At 69.2% G+C, this 12,239-nt stretch carries 13 protein-coding genes; 5 read left to right on the top strand and 8 right to left on the bottom strand.

Features of this window, described 5'->3' with window-relative positions; translation table 11 throughout:
• Positions 1 to 19: 19 nt before the first annotated feature.
• Positions 20 to 490, bottom strand: coding sequence for an SRPBCC family protein (locus tag ABD235_RS30610; protein ID WP_344180467.1), 471 nt, complete (start codon positions 488 to 490; stop codon positions 20 to 22).
• A 194-nt stretch (positions 491 to 684) separates the two neighbouring features.
• Here ABD235_RS30610 and ABD235_RS30615 point away from each other — a divergent pair, with 194 nt between their 5' ends.
• The gene (locus ABD235_RS30615; protein ID WP_344180469.1) at positions 685 to 918 is read left to right on the top strand and encodes a hypothetical protein; all 234 of its coding nucleotides are present in this window, start codon (positions 685 to 687) and stop codon (positions 916 to 918) included.
• 10 nt (positions 919 to 928) lie between these two features.
• Here the strand turns inward: ABD235_RS30615 and ABD235_RS30620 are convergent, their stop codons facing one another.
• The 3 genes from ABD235_RS30620 to ABD235_RS30630 are packed head-to-tail and all read right to left on the bottom strand — an operon-like array spanning position 929 to position 2,762.
• Positions 929 to 1,669, bottom strand: coding sequence for a DinB family protein (locus tag ABD235_RS30620; RefSeq protein WP_344180471.1), 741 nt, complete (start codon positions 1,667 to 1,669; stop codon positions 929 to 931).
• 26 nt (positions 1,670 to 1,695) lie between these two features.
• Positions 1,696 to 2,259: a peptide deformylase gene (locus tag ABD235_RS30625; RefSeq protein ID WP_344180473.1), complete on the bottom strand. Its 564-nt coding sequence runs from the start codon at positions 2,257 to 2,259 to the stop codon at positions 1,696 to 1,698.
• The gene (locus ABD235_RS30630; RefSeq protein WP_344180475.1) at positions 2,256 to 2,762 is read right to left on the bottom strand and encodes a glycine cleavage system transcriptional repressor; all 507 of its coding nucleotides are present in this window, start codon (positions 2,760 to 2,762) and stop codon (positions 2,256 to 2,258) included. The genes ABD235_RS30625 and ABD235_RS30630 overlap by 4 nt, the downstream gene beginning before the upstream one ends.
• A 103-nt stretch (positions 2,763 to 2,865) precedes the next feature.
• Between ABD235_RS30630 and ABD235_RS30635 the strand changes: the two genes are divergently transcribed.
• The 3 genes from ABD235_RS30635 to ABD235_RS30645 all read left to right on the top strand — a co-directional run bounded on the left by ABD235_RS30635 (position 2,866) and on the right by ABD235_RS30645 (position 7,098).
• On the top strand, positions 2,866 to 3,993 hold the full coding sequence (locus tag ABD235_RS30635) for a sensor histidine kinase (protein ID WP_344180477.1): 1,128 nt from the start codon (positions 2,866 to 2,868) through the stop codon (positions 3,991 to 3,993).
• Entirely contained in the window at positions 3,990 to 4,655 is a 666-nt protein-coding gene (locus tag ABD235_RS30640) for a response regulator transcription factor (RefSeq protein ID WP_344180479.1), read from the top strand. The genes ABD235_RS30635 and ABD235_RS30640 overlap by 4 nt, the downstream gene beginning before the upstream one ends.
• Before the next feature lie 64 nt (positions 4,656 to 4,719).
• Positions 4,720 to 7,098 carry a GH92 family glycosyl hydrolase gene (locus tag ABD235_RS30645; RefSeq protein WP_344180481.1) on the top strand — a complete coding sequence of 793 codons (2,379 nt, stop codon included), beginning with the start codon at positions 4,720 to 4,722 and terminating at the stop codon, positions 7,096 to 7,098.
• Here the strand turns inward: ABD235_RS30645 and ABD235_RS30650 are convergent.
• From ABD235_RS30650 to ABD235_RS30660, 3 genes are all read right to left on the bottom strand, one after another.
• Positions 7,095 to 8,402 (bottom strand): NAD(P)/FAD-dependent oxidoreductase, encoded by a 1,308-nt coding sequence (locus tag ABD235_RS30650; protein ID WP_344180483.1) that lies wholly within the window; start codon positions 8,400 to 8,402, stop codon positions 7,095 to 7,097. The genes ABD235_RS30645 and ABD235_RS30650 overlap by 4 nt on opposite strands.
• A gap of 188 nt (positions 8,403 to 8,590) precedes the next feature.
• Positions 8,591 to 9,421, bottom strand: a complete 831-nt coding sequence (locus ABD235_RS30655) for a uracil-DNA glycosylase (RefSeq protein WP_344180485.1) — start codon at positions 9,419 to 9,421, stop codon at positions 8,591 to 8,593.
• Between the two features lie 417 nt (positions 9,422 to 9,838).
• A complete protein-coding gene (locus tag ABD235_RS30660; RefSeq protein ID WP_344180487.1) occupies positions 9,839 to 11,272 on the bottom strand; it encodes an MFS transporter in 1,434 nt (477 codons plus the stop codon).
• 54 nt (positions 11,273 to 11,326) lie between these two features.
• On the opposite strand from ABD235_RS30660, the gene ABD235_RS30665 reads away from it, so the two are divergent.
• The gene (locus ABD235_RS30665) at positions 11,327 to 11,896 is read left to right on the top strand and encodes a TetR/AcrR family transcriptional regulator (protein ID WP_344180488.1); all 570 of its coding nucleotides are present in this window, start codon (positions 11,327 to 11,329) and stop codon (positions 11,894 to 11,896) included.
• Positions 11,897 to 11,903: 7 nt separating this feature from the next.
• On the opposite strand, the gene ABD235_RS30670 is transcribed toward ABD235_RS30665, so the two are convergent.
• Entirely contained in the window at positions 11,904 to 12,179 is a 276-nt protein-coding gene (locus ABD235_RS30670; protein ID WP_344180490.1) for a DUF167 domain-containing protein, read from the bottom strand.
• Positions 12,180 to 12,239 lie beyond the last annotated feature (60 nt).

The raw sequence follows: 12,239 nt of genomic DNA on the forward strand, positions 1-12,239 counted from the left end.
CCGCACGGAGGATGTTGACTCAGGCTTCTCGATTCCGTTCGAAGGATGCCTTCAGGGCGTCGACCGTGATGGTGCGTTCCTTGATCGCGAAGCGGCGCAGGACCGGCGTGGCCAAACGCCAGGCGCCGTACGGGACCAGCTTGCCGCGGTGGCGGACGAGGGTCTCGCCGGGGCCGGCGGGCTCGAGGTGGTAGCTCGGCCAACCCTCGAACTTGAGCTTGCCGGACTTCGACTTCTCCCACCAGTGGAAGACGATCGTGTGCGGCGCCTCCAGTTCGGTGATCTCGCCGGGCATCGGGCCCTGGCTCGTCTCGTCGACGAACGTCGTGCCGACGGCGGGTGCTCCGGGAGAGGTCTGACGGCTCTGCTTGAGCATGCTTCCCGTGCCGGCCATCCACGTGTTGTGGCCCTCAATGTCGGCGATGCGCGCGAACACCTGGTCGATCGGTGCACGGATCGTCCGCTGGAGCTCGAAGTCGATAGGCCTCATCCAGCCAGCATCGTCACGCTGCGCATCCACCACAAGGGGTCGCGTGGATCAGACGTCGGCTGGACCACGATCGAGGGTGTCGAGGTCGCGGACGCCGTACGGGTGATGTTTCGGTACCAGTCCTCGTGGGCGCCCTTGACAGGAATCTCTCGGCTGGTTGCACTCGACAGCAAGCCCCGAGGGAGTTGAGGAACATGGCTGACACCCGCTACCGGGTCCTGGCGGCGTCCATCATGCTCCACCCGCGGCAGATGCTTGCTCCTGAGGAGGTCGCGGGGGTTCGACCGGCGTGGTCCTGTCCTCCCGAGGCGGAGTGGCTGCTCAGGGAGGTCCGTCTGACCACCGGGATGCTGCTGCCGCCCAACGTGAACCCTGTCGATGTCGCCCAGTTGTTGAGGTCCGGTCTTGTCGAGGCGGTCGAGCTCTGAACTCTCGCCGTCAGGACTGGGCTTCCAGGGTGTCGAGGTCGCGGACGGCGTAGCGGTGGTGTTCCCATTCCTCCTCGAGGATCACGTGGAGGCAGGAGAGGGTGGTTTCGGGGTGCTGCGGGGCGTGCGGGTTCTTGCGTGGGACCTGCAGCGACTCAAAAGTCGCGGCAGCGATGTAGTCGCGGACCATCGTCTGATGGTCCGCGCGGGCCTTCAGGATGTCCTCGTACGGCGGGGTGCCGGTGGCGAAGAGGGTGAGGTCCAGGCCCTCCTCGGCGGCGCCGGTGTCGGCCAGGCCTAGGGGGTGGAAGGGCTGCTCCTGCTCGAGGATGCCGCGGCCGAGCCAGGTGTTGGTGGCGAGGATCAGGTGTCGCAGGGTTTGGGCGAAGGTCCATTCGCCGTCGACGGAGATGTCGACCGATCCAGCGGGTAGCGCGGCGGCTCGGGTCAGAGTCGCCGACCAGGTGCGTTCGAGCGCGGCCCACGCCTCGCGCAGCCCGCCAGGCGTCGAAGCCCGTCGCAGCTCCCGACCGGGAAACCGCCGGTCGAGCTCAGCCTCGACGTACGGAGCGACGTCGACACCGTTGACCCTCAACGAGCTCAGCCACGGCGCGTCGATGTCGCCGTCGCGGATCTCCACGCCTCGCATCACCACGCCCGACAGGTCGGTCTCGGTGAACCGAGCACCCTGCAGATCCGCCCCTACGAACCGAGCGCCCCGCACGTCATCGGATCGGTCAAAAGTCGCCATGCCAAATGCTGACTCGAAGCACCACCCTAGAGATAGACCTTCCGCGGGTAGATCGCATGCGCCCCCGCCACCCGGTCCAGGAACAGCGCTCCGTTGCAGTGGTCGATCTCGTGCTGCAGAGCCCGCGCCTCGAAGGCGTCGGTCGATAGCGTCACGACGTCAGAGGTCCCCGGCAGCACCCCCGAAACAGTCAGCCGCGTGGCCCGCTTGACGTCACCCGTCAGGTCGGGAACCGACATGCAGCCCTCGCGTGCCTTCTCTCGCCGGCTCGCCTCGACGACCACCGCGTTGCACAGCACGAACACCCCGTGGCACGTGCGCGTCTTCGCATGCCCGGTGACATCCAGCGCGAACATCTGCGCCGCCACCCCGACCTGCGGCGCCGCAAGGCCCACGCAGCCGGGCGAGACCCGCATCGTCGCCACGAGATCGGCGGCCAGGGCAACCATCACCGGATCGAGCGGATCGACCACCGCCCCCTCCAGCGCCAGCACCGGATGTGGCGCCCGGACGACCTCCAGTACGTCGCCCGCCAACCCGAGCTGGGCCGGCGACCACGCCGCGAGGGTCTGGTTCAGGTGACCGATCACAGATCGTCGCTCTCGGCTGGATGCAGCGTGACCCCGACGCCCAGTTCCTCGGCGGTGATCTCCAGCGCCCGCATCAGCATCGGCAGTTCCGCCGTCGGCGGGATCTCGACCTCGGCGGTGAGCACGTACAACTCGCCGCTCAACCGCGTCGTCAGATCGGTGACCGTCCCGCCGACCGTGGCGATCATCCGTGTCACCGCGGACACGATCCCCGGCCGGTCGGCCCCGTGCACGCTCAGCAGGTACGGCGCGCCGAGCGGCGCGTGCGCGGTCTCCGGCCCCATCTCCCGCACCGTGATCACCAGTTCGCCGCGCAGCGGCTCCAGCGCCTCCTTGACCGGCGCGAACGGCCCGCTGCAGACGATCATCATCGCGAAGTGCCCGCGCAGCAGCGTCATCGTGGAGTCCTCGAGGTTCACCCCCACCTGGGCGAGCGCCTCGGTGACGTCGGCGATGATGCCCGGGCGATCGGGTCCGATGACGGTGACGGCGAGCTGAGTCATGCCGGAACCGTACCCAACCGAAAGTCTCGACCTGCCCCGACTTCGGTATCCGGACCGCGCGATCACGCCGTACGACGGCCGCAGGCTCGCTATCGTCAACAGCGTGGACCAGTCGCTCAATCGCCGGCGCAGCGCCCGCGACTGGGTCGTCGACTCGGTCGCGTTCCTGCTCGCGAGTCTGGTCGGCCTGATCCTGTACGACCAGAACTCCGCCGACCGGATCCCGGACTGGATGTTCCTCGCGGACTTCGTGAGCGGGATCGCGCTCTGCCTGCTGCTGTGGTTCCGGAGGCGCTGGCCGATCCAGCTGGCGGTGCTGTCTGCGCTGGTGACGATCTACTCCGAGACCGGTGGGATCGCGGCGCTCATCTTCGCGATGAACGTCGCCGTCTACTTCCAGCTCCGGGTGACGCTGCTGATCGGCGCCCTGAACGTCGTCAGCGTGGTCCTCTACTCCCTCGTCCGCGAGACCAACGACCCTCCCGTACTGGTGTACGCCACCGCTCTCCCCCTCTACATCGCGGCTGTCGGCTGGGGCTCCTACATCCGGTCGCGCCGCCAGCTCCTCCAGACCCTGCGCGAGCGCGCCGAGCGGGCCGAGAGCGTCGCCCGGCTCGAGGCCGAGCAGGGCCAGCTCCGGGCCCGCGAGGAGATCGCCCGCGAGATGCACGACGTCCTCGGGCACCGCCTGTCGCTGCTCAGCGTGCACGCCGGCGCGCTCGCCTACCGGCCCGACGCGTCGACCGAGGAGATCGCCGGTGCCGCGGAGATCATCCGGTCGAGCGCGCACCAGGCGTTGCAGGACCTGCGCGAGGTGATCGGCGTACTGCGCGCGCCGGTCGGCGAACTTCCGCAGCCGACGTTCGGCGACCTGCCGGTGCTGGTCGAGGGCGCGCAGCGGGCCGGCGTACCGGTGGAGCTGGAGCTGGACGCGCCGGGTTCGTTGCCCGAGCACGTCGGGCGTACGGCGTACCGGATCGTTCAGGAAGGGCTGACGAACGCGATGAAGCACGCGCCCGACGAACCGGTTCACATCGAGGTGACAGGGGCCCCTGGCAACGGCCTGACCGTTGTCGTCAGCAACCCGGCGCCCAGGATCCGGCCCGGCGATCAGGGGCAGGGGCTCAAGGGTCTGCGCGAACGCGCGGCGCTCGTCGAGGGACGACTCGAGCACGGCCGGACGCCGGAAGGCGACTTCCGGCTCTCCGCCTGGCTACCGTGGCCCGCATGACTATCCGGGTGGTGATCGTCGACGACGATCCGTTGCTGCGTGCCGGCCTCAAGATGATGCTGGGCGGCGCGCCGGACATCCGGGTGGTCGCCGAGGCCGACGACGGCGCCGGCGTCCAGGCGCTGATCGACCGCGAGTCGCCGGACGTCGTGCTGATGGACATCCGGATGCCCGGCATCGACGGCCTGACCGCGACCGAGTCGGTCCGGTCCCGGCCGGGGGCGCCGGAGGTCGTCATCCTGACCACGTTCGACGCCGACGAGCACGTACTGCGCGCGCTCCGCGCGGGAGCGGCCGGGTTCGTCCTCAAGGACACGCCGCCGGCCGAGATCGTCGAGTCGGTCCGCCGGGTAGCGAACGGCCAGCCGGTGCTGTCGCCGGCGGTGACCAAGCGGCTGATCAGCCGGGTCGCGGCGTCGGGCCAGGACCTGCGCAAGAACCGCGCCGCGACTCGCTTGGAGGAGCTGAACGAGCGCGAGCGGGAGATCGCCGTCGCGGTCGGCGAGGGCAAGTCGAACGCCGAGATCAGCGCGACGCTCTACCTGAGCGTCCCGACGGTCAAGACGCACGTGTCCCGGATCCTGACCAAGCTCGACCTGAACAACCGGGTGCAGATCGCGCTGCTCGTGCACGACGCCGGTTTCCTGGACGACAGCCGCTGATCACCCGCCTGTCACTGTCGCGGTCTAGCCTGAAGGAGTCCGTCCGCCCCACGGAAGGTTCCCCATGCGCCGCGTCGTCGCCGCCGTCACCGGTCTGGCCCTGCTCCTGCCCGCTCTCCCAGCCCAGGCTCGGCCGCCTCTGGAGGCTCAGCCGTCGGCGGTTTCCGGCCCGACCGATCCCGCCGCCTCCGTCGACCCGCTGATCGGCTCGGCCCGCGACGGCAACACCTGGCCGGGCGCGGTCCGCCCGTTCGGGATGATCTCGTGGAGCCCGACCAGCACCCGCGGCGACCAGACCAGCACCGGCGCCGCGAACGGCTACCAGTACGACACCACGCGCGTCCGCGGTTTCAGCCTGACCCACGTCAACGGCGCCGGCTGCAACCCGGGCGCGGCCGGCGACGTACCGATCCTCCCGTACGCCGGTGCGGTCGACTCGTCGCCGACGGCGGACACGAAGGACGCCAAGTACGCGAGCAACTTCAGCCACGCCAACGAGAAGGCCGTCCCCGGCCGCTACACGGTGAAGCTCGACAACGGCGTACAGACCGATCTCGCCGTGACGACGCGCGCCGGCGTCGGCGACTTCACCTTCCCGGCCGACCAGGCCGCGAACCTGCTGTTCCGGACGTCGAACTCGTTGAACGGCAGCGAGGACGCCGAGATCACCATCGACGCCGAGCACCGCAAGGTCACCGGCTCGGTGCTCACCGGCGCGTTCTGCGGCCGTCGGGCGAACGGCGGGATCAACAACCGCAAGACCTACTACCGGCTGTACTTCACCGCGTCCTTCGACCAGCCAATCGTTGCCCACGGCACCTGGAAGGACGCGGCCCTGACGCCGGGCAGCACCCACACCACCGGCGGCGAGGGTTACGCGACCGGCGCAGACCGGGCAGGCAAGGGCTCCGGCGGGTACGTCACCTTCGAGCCCGGCGCGAAGGTCCGGACGCGGATCGGCATCTCTTACGTGAGCCTGGCCGGTGCCGAGCGCAACCTCTCGACCGAGGTCCAGCCGCACGCCACCGTCGACCGGGTCGCCGCTGACGGATACCGGGCCTGGAGCAAGGAACTCCGGGACGTCAAGATCACCGGCGGCACCGACGCCCAGCGGACCACCTTCTACACCGCGCTGTACCACGCGTACCTGCAGCCGAACATCTTCAGCGACGTCGACGGCCGTTACCTCGGCACCGACTTGCGGATCCACCGGATCGCCCGCGGCCAGCAGGCGCAGTACGGCACCTTCTCCGGCTGGGACCAGTACCGCGCGCACATCCAGCTCCTCGCGCTGCTGAAGCCGGACATCGCGGGCGACTTCGCGCAGTCGATGTACCAGTTCGCCCAGCAGAACAACGGCATCTGGGACCGCTGGCTGCACAACAACGGCGCCACGCACGTGATGACCGGCGACCCGGCCGCGCCGACGCTGGCGACCTTCGCGGCGATGGGCGTACGCAACTTCGATGCCCGCGGCGCCTATGACTCGTTGTTGCACCAGGCAACTGTGCAGAACGCCGAGGCCGAGAACGACGGCGGTTGCCCCGGGCAATGCACCGGGCAACGACCGGCGCTGAACACGTACCTGGCCAAGCACTACGCGCCGCAGGACGCCTGCCACTGCTGGGGCGGCGCCGCCGAGACGCTGGAGAACTCGCTCGCCGACTTCTCGCTGGGCCAGTGGGCCCAGCGGCTGGGCCTGCCTTCCGCCGCGCTGAACGATCGCGGCACGTGGTGGAAGAACACCTTCGACCCGGCCGTCGGCTACCAGCGCGCCCGCCTCGCTGACGGCTCGTGGCAGCCCGGCTTCACCCCGTCGACGGACGTCGGCTTCGCGCAGGGCTCCAGCGCGACGTACACGTGGATGGTCCCGCAGGATGTCTCCGGCCTGGCCGCGGCGATGAACGGGCAGGCCGTTCCCCGGCTGGACGCGTTCTTCCACGACGAGGCCGGCAACTGGGCGGTCAAGGGCGGCAGCGCGTTGCGCTACGACCCGACGAACGAGCCCGGCCTGCACGCGCCCTGGCTCTACAACGGGCTCGGCGAGGCGTGGAAGACGCAGGCGACGACGCGCGAGATCGTCGACACCGTGTACGGCGTGGGCCCGTCCGGGCTGCCCGGCAACGACGACCTGGGCACGCTGTCGGCCTGGTACGTGTTCGCCGCGATCGGGCTCTTCCCACAGACGCCGGGCCGGGCCGAGCTGCTCGTCGGGAGCCCGCTGTTCCCGAAGGTGGAGATCAAGCGCAGCAACGGCGTACGGCTGACTGTGAACGCGCCGCAGACCTCAGACACCAACCAGTACGTCGAATCGCTGGCCCTGAACGGTCACAGCCGCGCCGAGTCCTGGCTGCCCGAGTCGTTCATCACGCACGGCGGCCGGATCGACGTACGGATGGGAGCGGCTCCCACTGGATGGGGAACCGCTCCCGTCGACCACTAGCTGTTCGTCGCCCGGCGGAACTCCTCGTTGGGCATCTGCAGACTGCCGAGGCTGGTCACCTCGCGCCGGAAGAACAGCGCGAGGGTCCAGTCGAGGATGACGCGGGCCTTGCGGTTGAAGGTGGGGACGCGGGACACGTGGTAGGTCCGGTGCAGGAACCAGGCCGGCCAGCCCTTCACCTTCACGCCGTACAGCTGGGCAACGCCCTTGTGCAGGCCGAGGCTCGCGACCGATCCGACGTACTTGTGCTTGTAGTCCTGCGGCTCCTGCCCGTCGACGACGCGGAGGATGTTCGCCGCGAGGCGGTGGGCCTGCCGTACGGCGTGCTGCGCGTTCGGCGCGCAGTACGCGCCGGTCTCCGACGTCAGGTCCGGTACGGCGGCGTTGTCACCGGCCGACCAGGCGTCGTCCAGGCCCTCGATCCGCAGGTCCGCGCGGCACTTGACCCGGCCGCGCTCGTCCAGCGGGAAGTCGGTCCTGGCCAGCTGCGGGTTGGCCTTCACGCCGGCCGTCCACACGATCGTGTCGGACTCGAACTCCTCGCCGTCGCTGAGGATGACGTGGCCCTTCTCGCAGGACTCCAGCCGGGTCTCGAGCTTGATGTCCATGTTGCGCTTGCGCAGCTGCTCGACCGTGTACTGGCCGAGCTCGGGACCGACCTCGGGCAGGATCCGGTTGGTCGCCTCGACCAGCACCCAGCGCATGTCCTCGGGCTGGATGTTGTCGTAGTACCGGGTGGCGTAGCGGGCCATGTCCTCGAGCTCCGCGAACGCCTCGACCCCGGCGTACCCGCCACCGACGAAGACGAAGGTCAGCGCCGCCTTGCGCAGCGCGGGGTCAGGCTGGGACGCGGCCACGTCGAGCCGGTCCAGCACCTTGTTGCGCAGCGCGATCGCCTCTTCGACGTTCTTGAACCCGGTCGCCTCCTCGGCCAGCCCCGGGATCGGCAGCGTGCGCGCGATCGAACCGAGCGCGACCACGATCTGGTCGTAGGCCAGCTCGTAGTCCGGCCCCTCCTCGGGCATCACCTTGGCGACCTTGTTGGCGTGGTCGATGCTCGTCACCCGCCCGGTGACCACGCGGCAGCCCTTGAGCGTCTTGCGCAGCGGCACCACGACGTGCCGCGGCTCCACCGAGCCGGCCGCCGCCTCGGGCAGGAACGGCTGGTAGGTCATCACCGACCGCGGGTCGACCACGGTGACCCGGATCTTGCCCCGCCGGGCGGCCTTGCGCAGGCCGTACGCGGTGTACATCCCGACGTAACCGCCTCCGACGACAAGGATGTGCGGTACCTGGGCTGTCATGTCGCTCACTCTCCCTGAGTGCGAACTCGACTTCATGTCCCCTTCAGGTTACGCGCTCGTGAAAACTTTCACAAACCCTCTGGTGGGTGATCTCGCCCACCGGAACTTCACCCCTGAGAGGGACCCATGAGCCCTATTGTGGGGCCCGGAGTGCGCCGTCGACTGCTCATCTCGCTTACGGCCTGAGATCAGAGCCCTCCGAGCACCTTCGCCCTGGTCAGCACCGCGTCCTGCATCTGCTCGGTCAGCTTCCCGGTGAAGGTGTTCTGCTGACTCGGATGGAAACTCCCCATCACCGTCACCTCACGGCCTTGGACCGGTACGACGTACTCAACGCCGTGCCCGAACTTCGCCCGCGGCCTCGGCACGACTCCGCCCAGCCCCTCCAGCGCGCCGAGCAGCACGTCGAACCCGAACTTCCCCAGGCAGACGATCACCTTGGTGCTCGGCAACACCAACTCCAGCTCCCGCCGGAACCACGGGTTGCAGGTGTCCCGCTCGCCGGGCGTCGGCTTGTTGGCGGGCGGCGCACATCGCACCGCCGCAATCATCCGAGCCCCACGCAGCCGCAGCCCGTCCCCCGCGTGCTCGCTGGTCGGTTGGTTCGCCAGTCCCACCCTGAAGAGCGAGGCAAACAACCAGTCCCCCGACCGGTCCCCCGTGAACACCCGCCCAGTCCTGTTGCCGCCGTTGGCCGCCGGCGCCAGCCCAGCAATCACAATCCGTGGCGCGGTGTCTCCCCACCCGGCAATCGGCCGCCCCCAGTACGGCTGATCAGCAAACGACTTCCGCTTGACCCGAGCCACGTCCTCCCGCCAGGCCACCAACCGAGGACAAGCACCACAAACCGACACCCGAGCATCGACCTCCGCCAGCCCATCCACCCGAGCCAGCTCCACAACCTCCGCCGGGTTGTGCGCCACCGGCGTACCAGCCTCCGCCGGATCCTCCGGCCACCCCGACCCAGGCGGCACCGGACTCTCGAACAACTCCCCAGTCAACGGGTGCGGCAACTTCATCTGTTCAGCGTAGACGGCCGACAAGAGAGCAGGACCAACACACCAACAGCACAAAGAGCAAAGGACAGACACGGGATCCAGACGGGGGAGAGGATGTTCGGGGTGCCGCCGAGGTCGTACCTGTCGTTGCGGGTCATGTAGCGCTCGATGGGACTAGGGGGACGACGTACACGATCGCCCCGGGCGAGGCCCGCGAGCACCCGGCGACCGTCAACCTCATCGGCTGTCGCACCGAGTCGGTTCTGGCGCCCGGCCACTATCAGCTGCACGCCCTGCAGAGGTTCATGTTTCTTGACCGAAACGGGGTGCCAGGAGAGTCGATCCTGGTGTACGGCGGGCCGTGGGATGTCGAGGTCGGTTGACGCCGCTGGACCGGGCCGGGAAGTCCGAGGGCAGCGGCAGTCAACCGGAACGGACCTAGCGGACCAGTTCCTCGAGCAGCGGGTCCGGGGCTGCGGGCTGGGCTCGGCGGGCGGCGGGGATGGCGAAGGCCAGCACCACCGCTACCGCGGAGAAGGCCGCGAGCAGGATGAACGTGTCGGTGAAGCCTGCTTCCGCGGGCAGGCCCGAGGGCTGGATGTGGGCGGTGATGATGGAACTGGCGATCGCCGTACCCAGAGAACCGCCGATGGTGCGGATGTTGGCGTTCATGCCGGTGGCGGCGCCGGTTTGTTCTCGGGGGACGTTCTGGACGATGAGGCTCGTCATCGACGCGTAGGCGAGGCCCAGGCCCAGGCCGAAGACGGCGGTGGAGATGGCGACCTGCCACGGGGAGTCGTGGAAGGAAATGAAGATCACCGAGGCGATCAGGCTGAGGAAGGAGCCCCAGATGACCTGGGCTTTCACGCTGAAGCGGGGAGCCATCGGGCCGCTGAAGGAGCCGGCCAGAGCCATGGTGACGAGCATGGGGAGCATCAGCAGGCCGGCCTGGGTGACCGTCGAGCCGAAGCCGAAGCCTGCTGCTTTGGGGATCTGCAGGAACTGCGGGACGAACGCGTAGACGGCGAACATCGCGGCACCGAAGAGCAATGCGACCAGGTTGGTGGTCCACACGGCGGGGATGCGCATCATGCGCATGTCGATGAGCGGGTTCTTTGAGCGCAGCTCGACCGCGATCCAGGAACCGGCCAGTACGACGGCCGCAGCGAAAAGCCCGATGGTCTGCACCGAGGCCCAGCCCCACGAGCGGCCCATGCTCAGCGGCAGGAGGAGCGCGATCAGCCAGCTGGACAGCAGCGCGGCGGCCAGCCAGTCGATCCGGCCGGGCACGCGGTTCGGTGATTCGGGCACGAAGACCCGGACCATCACCGCCGCGATCGTGACGACGATCATCGGGATCCAGAACAGCCAGCGCCAGCCGAGTGTCTCGACGATCGGGCCGGCGAGCACGATGCCGAGCCCACCGCCGGCGGCGATGACGGCCGACACGATGCCGACCACGGACGGGACGCGCTCGGCGGGGAACTCGTCACGGATGATGCCGAACGACAGCGGGAACACCGCCCCGCCGAGGCCTTGGATCACGCGAGCGGCGATCAGTACGCCGATGTTCGGCGCGAGCGCGGCGAGCAGGCAGCCGACCGCGAGAGCGACCAGACCGATCAGCAGCGTGCGTTCCTTGCCGACCATGTCGCCGATCCGGCCGAGCAGCGGGGTCGCCACCGAGACCGAGAGCAGGAGGGCCGTGAACACCCAGGTCACCGTGCTCGCCGAGGTGTGCAGGTCACGTTGCATCACCGGCAGCGCCGGGGTCACCAGCGACTGCAGCATCGAGAACGCGGCCACGACCGTCGCCAGCACCGCGAGCGTCAGGCGTGGGGACGTCGTCTTCCGATGGTAAAGTTGAGGCATGCCTCCACTATAGCGGAGGTACCCCTCCACTTCTAGTCGATTAAGGTGATCGAGGTGACTCAGACTCCGCGCAGCGGCCTGGAGGCCGCGGTGAAGCGCCCGCAGCGGGCCGACGCGCGCCGCAACTTCGACGCCCTGCTGACCGCCGCCCGCGACGCCTTCGCCGAGCAGGGCACCGGCGCGTCGCTGGAGGAGATCGCCCGCCGCGCCGGCGTCGGCATCGGCACGCTGTACCGCAACTTCCCCACTCGCCAAGACCTGTTCGAGGCCGTCTACTTCGGCGAGGTCGAGGAGCTGTGCGCGGCCGCCGACGACGTCGCGGACCTGCCGCCGTGGGAGGCGCTGACGACCTGGCTCGCCCGCTTCGTCCAGTACGCCGCGACGAAGCGCGCGATCATCGAGGCGCTCAACCGCGACGCCGCGATGTTCACGACGGCACGCGAGGCGATGTACGCCGCCGGTACGCCGTTGTTCGAGCGCGCCCAGGCGGCCGGCGAAGCCCGGACCGACATCGCCTTCGACGACCTGCTCCGGATGGTCAGCGGCCTGACCGCCGCCGGGTTCGTCGACGACGCGCAGCGCCAACGGGTCCTGAAGATCGCGCTGGACGGCGTACACACGTAAAGCTCGGTCAGCTGAGCAGTTCGTCGAGCCTGGAGCGAAGGTCCGGCTCGGGTCCCTCGATGTCGACCACCTTGTCCCGGCTGGTCGCGCCACGCACCAGCGTCACGGCCGACCGCCGTACGCCGAACGCCGCCGCAACGGCACCCAGGACAGCCTTCGTCGCCTGGCCCTCTACCGCGCGCGCCGCCACGGCAACGACCAGCGCCGGACCCGCGGGACCGTCGTACAGACCGCCGACCTGGGTCCGCGACGCCCCCGGCCTGACCCGCAGCAGGACCCGCATGGATCAATTGTCGCCGCTGACAAACCGGTGGTCCCACCCGCCGCCCGCAGGGGATGATCG

It is taken from the genome of Kribbella lupini, from assembly GCF_039529595.1.
GTDB classification, from domain to species: Bacteria; Actinomycetota; Actinomycetes; order Propionibacteriales; family Kribbellaceae; genus Kribbella; species Kribbella lupini.